This is a genomic window from Kitasatospora sp. NPDC058218 (genome assembly GCF_042882445.1).
Taxonomy (GTDB): Bacteria; Actinomycetota; Actinomycetes; order Streptomycetales; family Streptomycetaceae; genus Kitasatospora.
This window is the reverse complement of record NZ_JBHVWC010000030.1, coordinates 72,541-87,132: the sequence shown is the minus strand read 5'-3', so window position 1 is coordinate 87,132 and position 14,592 is coordinate 72,541. Positions and strand designations below refer to the sequence as shown.

11 protein-coding genes are annotated in these 14,592 nt (G+C 71.4%); 2 read left to right on the top strand and 9 right to left on the bottom strand.

All coding sequences use genetic code 11. From position 1 onward, the window contains the following. Nucleotides 1–74 precede the first annotated feature (74 nt). The 3 genes from aspS to ACFVYI_RS20470 are packed head-to-tail and all read right to left on the bottom strand — an operon-like array spanning nucleotide 75 to nucleotide 3,858. Nucleotides 75–1,880, bottom strand: coding sequence for an aspartate--tRNA ligase (gene aspS / locus ACFVYI_RS20480; protein ID WP_360627319.1), 1,806 nt, complete (start codon nucleotides 1,878–1,880; stop codon nucleotides 75–77). Next, a complete protein-coding gene (gene hisS, locus ACFVYI_RS20475) occupies nucleotides 1,877–3,139 on the bottom strand; it encodes a histidine--tRNA ligase (protein ID WP_387887452.1) in 1,263 nt (420 codons plus the stop codon). Before hisS ends, aspS begins: the two co-directional genes overlap by 4 nt. An 11-nt stretch (nucleotides 3,140–3,150) precedes the next feature. Beyond that, complete coding sequence (locus ACFVYI_RS20470) at nucleotides 3,151–3,858, bottom strand: MBL fold metallo-hydrolase (RefSeq protein WP_387887449.1); 708 nt, start codon at nucleotides 3,856–3,858, stop codon at nucleotides 3,151–3,153. A gap of 279 nt (nucleotides 3,859–4,137) precedes the next feature. Between ACFVYI_RS20470 and ACFVYI_RS20465 the strand changes: the two genes are divergently transcribed. Next, nucleotides 4,138–4,974: a peptidylprolyl isomerase gene (locus ACFVYI_RS20465; protein WP_387887446.1), complete on the top strand. Its 837-nt coding sequence runs from the start codon at nucleotides 4,138–4,140 to the stop codon at nucleotides 4,972–4,974. Nucleotides 4,975–5,236: 262 nt separating this feature from the next. Continuing rightward, nucleotides 5,237–6,466: a DUF349 domain-containing protein gene (locus ACFVYI_RS20460; RefSeq protein WP_387887443.1), complete on the top strand. Its 1,230-nt coding sequence runs from the start codon at nucleotides 5,237–5,239 to the stop codon at nucleotides 6,464–6,466. Nucleotides 6,467–6,541: 75 nt separating this feature from the next. On the opposite strand, the gene ACFVYI_RS20455 is transcribed toward ACFVYI_RS20460, so the two are convergent. The 6 genes from ACFVYI_RS20455 to ruvB all read right to left on the bottom strand — a co-directional run bounded on the left by ACFVYI_RS20455 (nucleotide 6,542) and on the right by ruvB (nucleotide 14,526). Beyond that, a complete protein-coding gene (locus tag ACFVYI_RS20455; protein ID WP_387887441.1) occupies nucleotides 6,542–9,022 on the bottom strand; it encodes a RelA/SpoT family protein in 2,481 nt (826 codons plus the stop codon). Between the two features lie 127 nt (nucleotides 9,023–9,149). Beyond that, complete coding sequence (locus ACFVYI_RS20450; protein ID WP_387887438.1) at nucleotides 9,150–9,701, bottom strand: adenine phosphoribosyltransferase; 552 nt, start codon at nucleotides 9,699–9,701, stop codon at nucleotides 9,150–9,152. A 26-nt stretch (nucleotides 9,702–9,727) separates the two neighbouring features. Beyond that, nucleotides 9,728–10,837 (bottom strand): protein translocase subunit SecF, encoded by a 1,110-nt coding sequence (gene secF, locus ACFVYI_RS20445; RefSeq protein ID WP_387887436.1) that lies wholly within the window; start codon nucleotides 10,835–10,837, stop codon nucleotides 9,728–9,730. A gap of 4 nt (nucleotides 10,838–10,841) precedes the next feature. After that, nucleotides 10,842–12,650 (bottom strand): protein translocase subunit SecD, encoded by a 1,809-nt coding sequence (gene secD, locus ACFVYI_RS20440; RefSeq protein ID WP_387887433.1) that lies wholly within the window; start codon nucleotides 12,648–12,650, stop codon nucleotides 10,842–10,844. A gap of 145 nt (nucleotides 12,651–12,795) precedes the next feature. Further along, on the bottom strand, nucleotides 12,796–13,203 hold the full coding sequence (gene yajC, locus ACFVYI_RS20435) for a preprotein translocase subunit YajC (RefSeq protein WP_387887430.1): 408 nt from the start codon (nucleotides 13,201–13,203) through the stop codon (nucleotides 12,796–12,798). Nucleotides 13,204–13,449: 246 nt separating this feature from the next. Beyond that, a complete protein-coding gene (gene ruvB / locus ACFVYI_RS20430; protein WP_387887428.1) occupies nucleotides 13,450–14,526 on the bottom strand; it encodes a Holliday junction branch migration DNA helicase RuvB in 1,077 nt (358 codons plus the stop codon). Nucleotides 14,527–14,592: the final 66 nt, after the last annotated feature.

The window sequence follows — 14,592 nt, the reverse complement described above, 5'->3', positions numbered from 1 at the left end:
TCGCACACCGTTGTGGACCGGCCCCGGACGGCGGGTGTGCCGTCCGGGGCCGTGAAAGGTTAGCCGATTGAGCGTCAGGCCTTGGGCTGGGCCTCGGACTTGGCCTCGGCGGCCTTGGCGTCCTCGCGGACCTTCGGCTGGGCGTCGACGCCGGCCTCGCGGCGCTGCGCCGGGGTGATCGGCGTCGGGGCACCGGTCAGCGGGTCACCGCCGGTGGACGTCTTCGGGAAGGCGATGACGTCCCGGATGGTGTCGTACCCGCCGAGCAGGGTGACGATCCGGTCGAGGCCGAAGGCGACGCCACCGTGCGGCGGCGGGCCGTAGTTGAAGGCGTCCAGCAGGAAGCCGAACTGCGAGGCCGCCTCCTCCTCGGAGAGGCCGATCGCGTCGAACGCCCGCTTCTGCACGTCCCGCTGGTGGATACGGATCGAACCGCCGCCCAGCTCCGAGCCGTTGAGGACCAGGTCGTAGGCGTTGGAGAGCGCCGAGCCCGGGTCGGTGTCGAAGGTGGCGAGCGACTCGGCGGTCGGGGCGGTGAACGGGTGGTGCACCGCGTGCCAGCCCTGGAACTCGCCCTTGTCGTCCTCGATCGGCTCGAACATCGGGAAGTCGACGACCCAGAGGAAGGCCCACTGCGACTCGTCGATCAGCTCGCAGCGGCGGCCGATCTCCAGGCGGGCGGCGCCGAGCAGCTCCTGCGAGGGGCGCTCCTTGCCGGCCGCGAAGAAGATCGCGTCGCCGTTCTTGGCCCCCGCGGCGGCGGCCAGGCCGGCCAGGTGCTCCTCGGAGAGGTTCTTGGCGACGGGGCCGCGCAGCTCGCCGGTCTCGGCGTCGATGACCACGTAGGCCAGGCCGCGGGCGCCGCGCGCCTTGGCCCAGTCCTGCCAGGCGTCGAGCGCCTTGCGGGGCTGCGAGGCGCCGCCGGGCATGACCACGGCGCCGACGTACGGGGCCTGGAAGACGCGGAACGCGGTGCCCTTGAAGTACTCGGTGAGGTCCGTGAGCTCCTGGCCGAAGCGGACGTCCGGCTTGTCGGAGCCGTAGCGGGACATCGCGTCCGCGTAGGTCATCCGGGGCAGCGGGTTGGGGATCTCGTACCCGTGCACGTCGCGCCAGATCGAGCCGACGATCTTCTCGCCGAGGGCCAGGACGTCCTCCTGGTCGACGAAGGAGGCCTCGATGTCCAGCTGGGTGAACTCCGGCTGGCGGTCGGCGCGGAAGTCCTCGTCGCGGAAGCAGCGCGCGATCTGGTAGTACCGCTCCATGCCGGCCACCATCAGCAGCTGCTTGAACAGCTGGGGCGACTGCGGCAGCGCGTACCAGTGGCCGGGCTGCAGGCGGACCGGGACGAGGAAGTCGCGGGCGCCCTCGGGGGTGGAGCGGGTGAGGTACGGCGTCTCGATGTCGAGGTAGTCATTCTCCTCCATCACCCGGCGGATGATGTTGTTGACCTTGGAGCGCAGGCGCAGGCCCTTGGCCGGGCCCTCGCGGCGCAGGTCCAGGTAGCGGTAGCGGAGGCGGACCTCCTCGTTGACCGTACCGGGCTCGTACTCGGCGACCGGGAAGGGCAGCGGGGCGGCCTCGGAGAGCACCTCGATCTCGCTGACCACGACCTCGACGGCGCCGGTCGGGATGTCCGGGTTCTCGTTGCCCTCGGGCCGCACGCGGACGTCGCCGACGACCTTGACGCAGTACTCGGCGCGCAGGCCGTGCACCGAGTCGAGGTCGCGGACCACGATCTGCACGGTGCCGGAGGCGTCCCGCAGGTCGATGAAGGCCACGCCGCCGTGGTCTCGGCGGCGGGCGACCCAGCCGGCCAGGGTGACGGTGGTGCCTGCGTGCTCCGGGCGGAGCGTGCCCGCGTCGTGCGTGCGGATCACAGCTGCTTCTCCTTCAGGGTGGTGACGAGAGCGTCGAGGGCGACGGGGTTCTGCTCGCCGGTGGTCATGTCCTTGAGCTGGACGACGCCGTCGGCGAGGTCCCGCTCACCGGCGAGCACGGCGAAGCGGGCGCCGGAACGGTCCGCGGACTTCATCGCGTTCTTGATGCCCTTGACGCCGAAGGCGAGGTCGGTGGCGACGCCCTCGCGGCGCAGCTCGACCACCTTGGCGAAGAGGACGTTCTTGGCTTCGTCGCTGAGCGCGACGGCGTAGACGGAGGTGGCGGCCGGCAGGTCGAGGACGACGCCCTCGGCCTCCATCGCCAGGTAGCTGCGGTCCACGCCGAGGGCCCAGCCGACGGACGGCAGCGCGGGGCCGCCGATCATCTCGGAGAGTCCGTCGTAGCGGCCGCCGCCGCCGATCGCGGACTGCGCGCCGAGGCCGTTGTGCACGAACTCGAAGGTGGTGCGGGTGTAGTAGTCCAGCCCGCGGACCAGCTTGGGGTCGTCGACGAAGGCCACGCCGTTGGCGGTGAGCAGCTCGCGGACCTTCTCGTCGTAGGCCTTGCACTCCTCGCAGAGGAAGTCGCGCAGCATCGGCGCGCCGCCGAGCTGGGCCTGCACCGACTCGCGCTTGTCGTCCAGCACGCGCAGCGGGTTGATCTCGGCCCGGCGGCGGGTGTCCTCGTCCAGGTCGAGGCCGGCGAGGAACTCGACCAGCGCGGCCCGGTAGACCGGGCGGCACTGCTTGTCGCCGAGGCTGTTGAGCAGCAGCGAGTAGTTGCTCAGGCCCAGCGAGCGGAAGGCGTCGTCGGCCAGGATGATCAGCTCGGCGTCCAGGGCCGGGTCCTCGGCGCCGATCGCCTCGGCACCGACCTGCGAGAACTGGCGGTAGCGGCCCTTCTGCGCCCGCTCGTAGCGGTAGTAGGAGCCGGAGTACCAGAGCTTGACCGGGAGGTTGCCCTGCTTGTGCAGGTTGGCCTGGAGCGCGGCGCGCAGCACCGAGGCGGTGCCCTCGGGGCGCAGCGCGAGCTCGTCGCCGCCCTTGGTGGTGAGGCTGTACATCTCCTTGCTGACGATGTCGGTGGACTCGCCGACGCCGCGGGAGAAGAGCTTCACGTCCTCGAAGACCGGGGTCTCGATGTAGCCGTAGCCGGCCCGGCGGGCCGGCGCGGCGATCCGCTCGCGGATCGCCAGGAAGGTCGCGGAGCTGGGGGGCAGCAGGTCGTAGGTGCCCTTGGGGGCGGTGAAGGTGCTCAACTTCTCTTCCGTCACATTCCTCGTCGCGGGAAGGCTGGGGCGCCGAGCGCTCCCGCCGCCTGTCGGAGGTAGGGGTTGGTGGCGCGCTCGCGGCCGATGGTGGTCTGTCCGCCGTGGCCGGAGAGGACCACGGTCGCGTCGTCGAGGGGCAGGCACACCCGGGCCAGCGACCGCAGGATCGCCTCGCCGTCTCCGCCCGGGAGGTCCGTGCGCCCGATGGAGCCGGCGAAGAGCAGGTCACCCGAGAAGAGCACCGGAGGGAGGTCCTCGGCACCGGGCGTCCGGAACGTCACCGACCCCTTGGTATGGCCGGGGGCGTGGTCGACGGTGAGCTTCAGACCGGCCAGCTCCAGCACGCTGCCGTCGGTGAGCTCGCGCACGTCGTCGGGCTCGCCGACGGTGAGCTCGCCCATCAGCTGGGTGCCGAGGGAGCGGCCGAGCGCCTTCTCCGGGTCGGCCATCATGTAGCGGTCCTCGGGGTGGATCCAGGCCGGCACGCCGCGCGCGCCGCAGACCGGGACCACCGAGGCGACGTGGTCGATGTGGCCGTGGGTGAGGACGACCGCGACCGGCTTCAGCCGGTGCTCGCGGACCAGCTCCTCCACGCCGCGGGCGGCCTGGTGGCCCGGGTCCACGATGACGCACTCCTCGCCGGCGGCCGGTGCGACCAGGTAGCAGTTGGTGCCCCAGGCTCCAGCGGGGAATCCGGCGATGAACAACGCGCGTCCTTCGTGATTCGGGTCGGCCGTGGCGGCTGCGGGATGCGGCTACACGATGTGGTGTAACGGAAGCCTACCGGCGGTCCGGGTCCGGTTGCGAACCAGATAGGGGTGACAGGTTCACTTCGTCCTGACAGGTTCACCGCGTTCTTACAGCCGCGGTCCCTACACTTGGCCGCCGATGGATGCGATGATCCGCTTCAGCATCCGCACACGATCCCCCCTTGTCCGCCCCTGGACAGTGCGGGGCCGACAGCACCCATGTAGGAGACACGGCCGGTGGTCACCAGCGAACAGCGGCGGCGGCAGCTCGCCCGCGAGAAGTACGAGCGCCAGGCGCAGCGCCGGGCCGAGGTCCACGCCGCGCGCCGGCGTCGCAACACCATCCTCGGCAGCTCGCTCGCCGTGGTCGTGCTGGCCGGTGGCGGTGCCCTGGTGGGCACGGGTGCCTTCGACTCGGACGACAAGAAGGACACCACGTCCTCCGCGCAGGCCGCGCCGACCGCCACCGAGGAGCCCACCACCCCGACCCGCAAGCCGGTCGAGGGCTGCGCCGACCCGGCGCCGGGCACGCCGAACGGCAAGCAGTGGCAGACCGAGCCGGCCATGAGCATCGACGCCGCCGGCGGCTACACGGCGACCCTGGACACCAACTGCGGCAAGGTGACGCTCTCGCTGGACGCGGCCAAGGCGCCGCACACGGTGAACTCCTTCGCCTTCCTGGCCGGCCAGCAGTACTTCGACCACACCAAGTGCCACCGGCTGACCACCGGCGGCATCTACGTGCTGCAGTGCGGCGACCCGACCGCCAGCGCGACCAACCCGGGCGGCACCGGCGGCCCCGGTTACAAGTTCGCCGACGAGAACCTGACCGGTGCGACGTACCCGGCGGGCACCCTGGCGATGGCCAACTCCGGCCCGGGCACCAACGGCAGCCAGTTCTTCCTGGTCTACAAGGACACCCAGCTCGGCCCGAACTACACCCCGTTCGGCAAGATCACCGGCGGTCTGGACGTGCTCCAGAAGATCGCCGCCGCGGGCACCCTGGAGGGCGGGACGGACGGCCACCCGATGGCCGACGTCACCCTCAACTCGGTGACCGCCGCGAAGGGTTGACCCGCACCGGGACCGCGCCGCGAACGCCCGCACGGCGCGCCGGCGCGGTCCCGGCCCGAAATCGCCCGGCCCGGATGCGGACAGCACCGGGCCTGGTCGCCTATGTTGGCGTTGTGTAGGGTGCCCAGACCCGCCGGCCGTCACCCTCGGCAGCAAAGCACGGCGGACGGGACGGCGGACCCATCGGTCCGCCGCACATCAACTGTGGACGACGTACGCGTACCGCCCCGGCGCGGGCGCGACGTCATGTGGAGGACGCGCTATGAGCAGCGACCCGTGGGGCCGTGTCGACGAGCAGGGCACGGTCTACGTCAGGACGGCCGACGGCGAACGTGTCGTGGGTTCCTGGCAGGCCGGCTCGCCCGAGGAGGCTCTCGCCTACTTCGAGCGCAAGTACCAGGGCATCGAGGTGGAGATCGGCCTGCTGGAGAAGCGGGTGCGCACCACCGACCTGGCCGCCAAGGACGCCCAGGCCGCGCTGGACCACCTGCGCGCGCAGGTGACCGAGGGGCACGCGGTCGGCGACCTGGACGCGCTGGCCAAGCGGCTGGACACGCTCGCCGGTGACATCGAGAGCCGCCGCGAGGAGCGCAAGGCGGCCCGCGCCAAGGCGCAGGACGAGACCCGTGCGGCCAAGGAGGAGCTGGTCGCGGAGGCCGAGCGGCTCGCCGAGTCCACCCAGTGGCGCGAGGCCGGGGACCGGCTGCGCGCGCTGGTGGACACCTGGAAGGGCCTGCCCCGGCTGGACCGCAAGAGCGACGACGAGCTGTGGCACCGGTTCTCGCACGCCCGCTCGGTCTTCTCGAAGCACCGCAAGGCCCACTTCGCGACCCTGGACGCCGAGCGCGACCAGGCCCGGGCCACCAAGGAGCGGCTGGTCACCGAGGCCGAGGCGCTCTCCTCGTCCACCGAGTGGGGCGAGACCGCGGCCCGCTACCGCGACCTGATGGCGCGCTGGAAGGCCGCCGGGCGCGCCCAGCGCGACATCGAGGACGAGCTGTGGGCGCGGTTCCGCGGCGCCCAGGACGTCTTCTTCCAGGCCCGCTCCGCCGTGTTCAGCGAGCGGGACGCCGAGCAGGTCGAGAACCAGAAGCTCAAGGAGGTGCTGGCGGCCGAGGCCGAGGCGATCCTGCCGATCACCGACCTGAAGGCCGCCAAGGCCGCGCTGCGCGACGTCAACGAGCGCTGGGAGGCGATCGGGCACGTGCCGCGCGACGCCCGCCCGAAGCTGGACGCCCGGCTGAACACCGTCGAGCGGGCGATCCGCGAGGCCGAGGACAGCGAGTGGAAGCGCTCGAACCCGGAGGCCAAGGCGCGCGCCGCCGGCATGGTCGGCCTCTTCGAGACCAAGGCCGAGAAGATCCAGGCCGACCTGGACAAGGCCCGCGCGGCCGGTAACACCGGCAAGATCGCCAAGCTGGAGTCCGAGCTGGCCGGCGTGCAGACCCTGCTGGAGCAGGCGCACCGCAGCCAGGAGGAGTTCAGCGGCTGATCCACCGCCGCCGGACACGACGAAGGGCCCCGGGAACTCCCGGGGCCCTTTCGCGTTGCCCGTCCCTGCCCGGTCCTACTTGCGGGCCGAGGTGACCCGGTAGACGTCGTAGACGCCCTCCACCCCGCGGACCGCCTTCAGGACGTGGCCGAGGTGCTTCGGGTCGCCCATCTCGAAGGTGAAGCGGCTCATCGCCACCCGGTCGCGGGAGGTCTGCACCGCCGCCGACAGGATGTTGACGTGCTGGTCGGAGAGGACCCGGGTGACGTCCGAGAGGAGCCGGGAGCGGTCCAGCGCCTCGACCTGGATGGCCACCAGGAAGACGGACGACTGGGTGGCCGCCCACTCGACCTCGATCATCCGCTCGGGCTGCTGGCTGAGCGCCTCCACGTTGACGCAGTCGGCGCGGTGCACCGAGACGCCGTTGCCGCGGGTGACGAAGCCGACGATCGGGTCGCCCGGCACCGGGGTGCAGCACCGCGACAGCTTGACCCAGACGTCCTCGACGCCCTTGACGATGACGCCCGGGTCGCCCTTGGCCCGACGGCGCGCCGCCCGGCGGGTGTCGTGCGTCGGCGTGGCGGTCTCGGCCAGGTCCTCGGTGGCACCCTCCTCGCCGCCGAGCGCCTGCACCAGCTTCTGCACGATGTTCTGCGCGGCGACGTGACCCTCGCCGATCGCCGCGTACAGCGAGGAGATGTCCGGGTAGCGCATCTCGTGGGCCAGGGTGACCAGCGAGTCGCCGGTCAGGATCCGCTGGATCGGCAGGCCCTGCTTGCGCATCGCCCGGGCGATGGCCTCCTTGCCGTGCTCGATCGCCTCCTCGCGGCGCTCCTTGGAGAACCAGGCGCGGATCTTGTTGCGGGCGCGCGGGGACTTGACGAAGCCGAGCCAGTCCCGGGACGGCCCGGCGTTCTCCGCCTTGGAGGTGAAGACCTCGACGCTGTCGCCGTTCTCCAGGGTCGACTCCAGCGGCACCAGCCGCCCGTTGACCCGCGCCCCTATGCAGCGGTACCCGACCTCGGTGTGGACGGCGAAGGCGAAGTCCACCGGGGTGGCGCCGGCCGGCAGCGCTATCACGTCGCCCTTGGGCGTGAAGACGAAGACCTCGTTGTTGGAGAGGTCGAAGCGCAGCGACTCCAGGAACTCGCTCGGGTCCTCGGTCTCCTTCTGCCAGTCCAGCAGCTGCCGCAGCCAGGCCATCTCGTTGACGGCGCCGGCCTTGTCGTCCTTGCGGGTCTGGGTCGGGGTGTCGGTGCGGACCTTGGAGGCGCCGGCCACCGCGCGCTGCTTGTACTTCCAGTGCGCGGCGATGCCGTACTCGGCCCGCCGGTGCATGTCGAAGGTGCGGATCTGCAGCTCGACGGGCTTGCCCCCGGGGCCGATCACCGTGGTGTGCAGCGACTGGTACATGTTGAACTTGGGCATCGCGATGTAGTCCTTGAACCGCCCCGGCACCGGGTTCCACCGCGCGTGGATGGTGCCCAGCGCCGCGTAGCAGTCGCGGACGGTGTCGACCAGGACCCGGATGCCCACCAGGTCGTAGATCTCGGCGAAGTCCCGGCCGCGGACGATCATCTTCTGGTAGACCGAGTAGTAGTGCTTCGGCCGGCCGGTGACGGAGGCGGTGATCCGGGCGCCCCGCAGGTCGCCCTGGACCTGGTCGATGACGGTCGCCAGGTACTCGTCCCGCTTGGGGGCGCGCTCGGCGACCAGGCGCACGATCTCGTCGTACATCTTGGGGTAGAGGATCGCGAAGGCGAGGTCCTCCAGCTCCCACTTGATGGTGTTCATGCCCAGCCGGTGCGCCAGCGGGGCGTAGATCTCCAGCGTCTCGCGGGCCTTCTTCTCCTGCTTCTCCCGCTTGAGGTAGCGCATGGTGCGCATGTTGTGCAGGCGGTCGGCGAGCTTGATCACCAGGACCCGCGGGTCCTTGGCCATCGCGACGACCATCTTGCGGACGGTCTCCGCCTGCGCGGCCTCGCCGAACTTCACCCGGTCCAGCTTGGTGACGCCGTCGACCAGCAGGGCCACCGAGTCGCCGAAGTCCTTGCGCAGGGTCTCCAGGCCGTAGTCGGTGTCCTCGACGGTGTCGTGCAGCAGCCCGGCCATCAGGGTGGCGGCGTCCATGCCCAGCTCGGCCAGGATGGTCGCCACGGCCAGCGGGTGGGTGATGTACGGGTCGCCGCTCTTGCGCTTCTGCCCGCGGTGCCACTTCTCCGCGACGGCGTACGCCTTCTCGATGTCCCGCAGCAGGGCCGGGTCGGCCTTGGGGTCGTTGGCCCGGATCGAGCGGAACAGCGGCTCCAGGACGGGGTTGAGCACACTGGAGCGCTGGCCGCCGAGGCGTGCCAGCCGGGCGCGCATGCCCCCGGAGGAGGACGGGCGGCTCGCGGGAGCCACCGGGCGCGAGGAGGTCGGCGCCGGGCGTGCCGGGGTGGCCCCCGAGGGCGTGGGACGGTTTTCGGGGGCGGCCGCTTCGGCCGTGGGCACAACCTCGTCGGGCAAGGACACTCCTCGGGGCACCGGGCCGGCCCCTCGTGCGGCTCGCACCATCACGCACAACCGGGAGGGGATGAACCTTCATGGTACCGAGCCCGGCGCCCCCGTGTTCAGCCGCCCGGCCCCGGACACGCGGAGGGCGGCGGTCGGATGATCCGACCGCCGCCCTCCGTCCGTTCGCTCAGACCGTGACCAGCGTCTCCAACGGCGCGTCGCCCAGGTGCCCGGCCAGCCGGTCCCGGCCGTCCAGGAAGCCCAGCTCCATCAGGACCACGACGCCCGCCAGCTCGGCACCGGCCTCCTTGACCAGGTCCAGCGAGGCACCGATCGTCCCGCCGGTGGCCAGCACGTCGTCCACCACCAGCACCCGCTCACCGGGGGCGAAGGCGTCGCACTGCACCTCCAGCGTCGCCGAGCCGTACTCCAGCTCGTACGAGCGCCGGAACACCTCGCCGGGCAGCTTGCCCGCCTTGCGGATCGGCACGAAGCCGAGGCCGGCCGCGAAGGCCGCCGGGGCCGCCAGCACGAAGCCGCGCGCCTCCAGGCCCACCACCTTGGTCGCACCGAGGGCCCTCGCCCGCTCCGCCAGCGCCTGGGTGAGGGCCGTGAAGGCCTCGGCGTCGGCGAGCAGCGGCGCGATGTCCTTGAACAGCACACCCGGCTTCGGGTAGTCCGGGACGTCCCGGATCCGGCTGTTCAGCAGCTCGGCCAGTGCGGTGTCGGCGGTGGTCACGAAGAGTCCTTACGGTCGGTCGGGCGTCAGCGCTTGGTGGACGGACGGCCCTTGGCACGCGAGGTGCCGGCCGCCCGACCGCGCTGACCGACCATACCCGCCGGCAGGTCGCCGTCGGCGATCTCCTCGCCCTGGGGCGCCTCGCCGGCGTCCGCCGCGGCGTTCTTGGCCTCCGAGGCCCGCCGCAGGGCGACCCGCTTGGCCAGCGCCTTCATCTCCGGCTGCTCCTCCTTGAGCTGCGCGAGCAGCGGGGTGGCGACGCAGATCGAGGAGTAGGCACCGGCGGCGAGGCCGATGAACAGGGCCAGCGAGATGTCGTTCAGCGTGCCGGCGCCCAGGAGGCCGCCACCGATGAACAGCAGCGCCGCCACCGGGAGCAGGGCGACCACCGTGGTGTTGAGCGAACGCACCAGGGTCTGGTTGAGGCCCGCGTTGGCCGCCTCGCTGTAGGTGATCTTGTTCTGCTTGGTGAGCCCCTTCGAGTTCTCCTTCACGGTGTCGAAGACGACGACCGTGTCGTAGAGCGAGTACCCGAGGATGGTCAGGAAGCCGATCACCGTACCGGGGGTGACCTCGAAGCCCACCAGGGCGTAGACCCCGATGGTGATCAGGAGGTCGTGGATGAGGGCGACCAGGGCGGCCACCGCCATCCGCCACTCGAAGGCGATCGCCAGGTAGACCGTCACCAGGATCATGAAGATGATCAGGCCGGTGAGGGCCTTGTTGGAGATCTGCTCACCCCAGCTGGGGCCGATCACCTGGGTGTCGATCTCGGCGACCGGCACGCCGATCTCCTTGGACAGCTTGTCCGTGAAGACCGACGAGGAGACCTGCTCCTCGGAGCTGACCTGGATGCGGATCTTCTTGCCGTTGTCCACGTCCTGCACCAGCGGGTGCGAGTGGACGATCTTGTCCACCGCGTCCTGCGCCTGCGAGATGGTCAGCCCCGGCTTGGCGACGGTGTAGACCGAGCCGCCCTTGAACTCGATGCCGAGTTTCAGACCCATGGCCAGACCGACGGCGGCGACCAGCACGATCACGCCGGAGATGCTGTACCAGAGCTTGCGGCGACCGACGAAGTCGAAGCTGACCTCGCCCTGGTAGAGCCGGTGACCCAGATTGGAGAAGCGCGACACGGTGTCAGGCCTCCTTCACGGCGGCAGAGGAGGAGGCGCTGCGGCGACGGCTGCTGCGCAGCGGCGGGCGGGCGCCCAGGCGCTTCGGGTCCAGACCGGACCACGGGTGACCCTCGGAGAAGAACTTCCGGCGGGCCAGCATGGTGATCAGCGGCTTGGTGAAGAGGAAGATCACCACGACGTCGAGCGCGGTGGTCAGGCCCAGCGTGAACGCGAAGCCCTGCACCTTGCCGACCGAGACCAGGTAGAGCACCGCGGCGCAGAGGAAGGACACGAAGTCCGACACCAGGATGGTGCGCCGGGCGCGCGGCCAGGCCCGCTGGACCGCCGGGCGCAGCAGGGCGCCCTCGCGGACCTCGTCGCGGATGCGCTCGAAGTAGACGATGAAGGAGTCGGCGGTGATACCGATCGCGACGATCGCGCCGCAGACCGCCGGCAGGTTCAGCGCGAAGCCGATCCCGGCGCCGAGCAGGCTCATGATCGAGTACGTCAGGATCGCCGAGACGATCAGACCGGCGATCGACACCAGGCCGAGGCCGCGGTAGTAGACCAGCGAGTAGAGGACCACCAGGACCATGCCGATGAGGCCGGCGATCAGGCCCGCCTTCAGCTGGTCGCCGCCGAGCTGCGGCGAGACGGTGGTGACGTCGTCGGTGGTGAACTCCAGCGGCAGGGCGCCGAAGCTCAGCACGTTGGCGAGGTTCTGCGCCTCGGACTGGCTGAAGCCGCCGGAGATCACGGCCGAGCCGCCGGGGATGGCGTTGCGCACGTACGGGTGCGAGACGACCTGGCCGTCCAGCACGATGGCGAACTGGTTGGTCGGGTCCGGCTGGGTGGCCAGCTTGCCGGTGACGTCGGTGAACGCGTCGGTGCCCTTGCCGTTGAACTGCAGCTGGACCTGCCAGCCGGCGCCCTGCTGGGTGTCGATGGTGGCCTGTGCCTTGGAGACGTCGGCACCCTTCACCGCGACCGGGCCGAGGGCGAGCTTGTAGTAGATCCCGCGCTCGTCCTTCTGGGTGCAGGCGACGGTCGGCTGCTCCTCGGACTTCTGCAGGTTCTTGCGCTGCCCGGTCTGCGAGCAGTCGATGGCGGCGAACTCTGCGGCCAGCTCCGGCGGCACGGTGCCCGAGGTCATCGCGGCGGAGAGGTCCGGGTTGGGCGCGGTGGCCGGCGGGGTCGCGGCGGCACTGCCGGTGGCGGCGGCGCTCGGGGCGGCGCTCGCACTGCCGGTGGCGCTCGCGGACGGCGTGGCGTCGGCGGCGAGGGCCTCACCGACGGCGCGGCCCTGCTTGGTCGCGCTGGCGCTGGGCGCGCCGGCGGTTGCGGCCGTCGAGGCCGTGCCGGTGGCCGAGGGGGTCGCGCTCGGGGCGGCGCTGCCGCTCGCCGAAGGGCTCGCGCTCGGGGCCGGGACCTGGACGCCGCTCGGGGCGAGGGCGAGGACCGGGCGGAAGTACAGCTGCGCGGTGGTACCGACCTGGTCGACCGCGCTCTGCTTGTCACCGCCCTTGGGGATGTTGACGATGATGTTCCGGTCGCCCTGGGTCTGGACCTCCGCCTCGGAGACGCCCATCCCGTTGACCCGCTGCTCGATGATCCCGGTGGCGATGTCCATGTTGGACTTGTTGATCGCCTTGGGGTCGGTCGACTTCGCGCTCAGCGTGATGCTGGTACCGCCGGCGAGGTCGATACCCAGGCGGGGCTTGGTGTGGCCCGTCCCGAACATGAGGGCGACCAGGCCGACGGTGACCACCAGGATGAGGGCCAGCGCCCGCCCCGGGTAACCGTCGCGCGGGCGCGACTTGGGTGTTGCCACCTTGCTCGTTTCTCCCTGTCCATGCCACCTCCCCGACCGGACCCCCGTCCGGCTCGTGGCGGACGGGGGCGTGGCGGATCTGCGGCCCTGAGATCCTGTGGGCTCGCGGCACTGCGCCGCGCGGCCGGGCGGATGCCCGACCGTACTACTTGCTCGCGGGAGCCCCGCCCTCGACGTCGCCCTTGTCGGCGCCGTCCTTGGTGAGCGTCAACGGCTTGTCCTCGACGGACTCGGCGACGGCGTCCTCGGCCTCCGGCTCGGACAGCTCGTCGTCGGCCGGGCGGCCGTTGATGATCGCGTCGTACTCCTGCGGGTCCAGGACGGCCGCGATCGCGCTCTTGGTGAAGTGGGTGACCACGCCGGGCGCGATCTCCAGCTCGACGGTCTCCTCGTTGACCGCCTTCACCTGGGCGTACAGGCCGCCGATGGTGCGCACCCCTGCCCCGGGCTCCAGCGCGGTCTGCATGTGCTGCTGCTGCTGCTGGCGCTTCTTCTGCGACCGGAACATGAGCACGATCGCGATGATCGGGAGGAGAAGGATGATGAGGTTCACTGCAGCCAGGGTCCTTTACGGGCCGCCGGCCGGCGGCCTGTGTGGTAATGGTCGGCCCGTCAGGTGAGAGGGGCGGTCCGGCGGAGTCTAGGCGACCCCGAACTGATCGGACAACGCCAAGCATCGCATCCTGCCGCCGAAAGTGGCGAGCCTGTGCCTGCACAGATTCCCCGGACTTCTCCCCGGACTTCTCCCCGCGGACCTGCTCAGGCCCGTCCGCGCCCCGATCGTCCCGGTGTCACCCGTTCAGCCCTCGTCCGCCGGGAAAAGTTCCGACTGGGCCGGCACCGCGCCCCGGGTGATCTGGACCGGCGGGGTCAGACCGAGGTGCTGCCAGGCGGCGGCGGTGGCGATCCGGCCGCGCGGGGTCCGGGCGAGCAGGCCCTCCCGGACCAGGAACGGCTCGGCCACCTCCTCGACCGTCTCGGCCTCCTCACCCACCGCGACCGCCAATGTCGACAAACCGACCGGTCCGCCGCCGAACAGCCGCAGCAGCGCGTCCAGCACCGCGCGGTCCAGCCGGTCCAGGCCGCGGGCGTCCACCTCGTAGACCTCCAGCGCCCGGGCGGCGATCTCCGGGGTGACCACGCCGTCGTGCCGGACCTGGGCGAAGTCGCGGACCCGGCGCAGCAGCCGGTTGGCGATCCGCGGGGTGCCCCGGGAGCGCCCGGCGATCTCGGCGGCGCCGGCCGGGTCGATCTCGACGTCCAGCAGAGCGGCCGAGCGGTGCACCACCCGCTCCAGCTCGGCGGGCGCGTAGAACTCCATGTGGCCGGTGAAGCCGAACCGGTCGCGCAGCGGCGGCGGCAGCAGCCCGGCCCGGGTGGTGGCGCCGACCAGCGTGAACGGCGGCAGCTCCAGCGGGATGGCGGTGGCACCCGGACCCTTGCCGACGATCACGTCGACCCGGAAGTCCTCCATCGCCATGTAGAGCATCTCCTCCGCCGGCCGGGACATCCGGTGGATCTCGTCCAGGAAGAGCACCTCGCCCTCGGTGAGCGAGGAAAGGATGGCGGCCAGGTCACCCGCGTGCTGGATGGCCGGGCCGGAGGTGATCCGGATCGGGGCGCCCAGCTCGGCCGCGATGATCATGGAGAGGGTGGTCTTGCCGAGCCCGGGCGGGCCGCTGAGCAGGACGTGGTCGGGTGCGGTGCCGCGCTTGCGGGCGGCCTGCAGCACCAGGGACAGCTGCTCGCGCACCCGCTCCTGGCCGATGAACTCGTCCAGCTGCTTGGGGCGCAGCGCCGCCTCGACCGCCTGGTCCTCGCCGTCGGCGGCGGCCGCAACCAGCCGGTCGGCCGGGTCGGAGTCGTACGGGCTCATCGGTGCGGGCTCCAATGTCGACAAGGTGACAGATGGTCGGATCGGTTGCGGGTGACGGCCGACGCG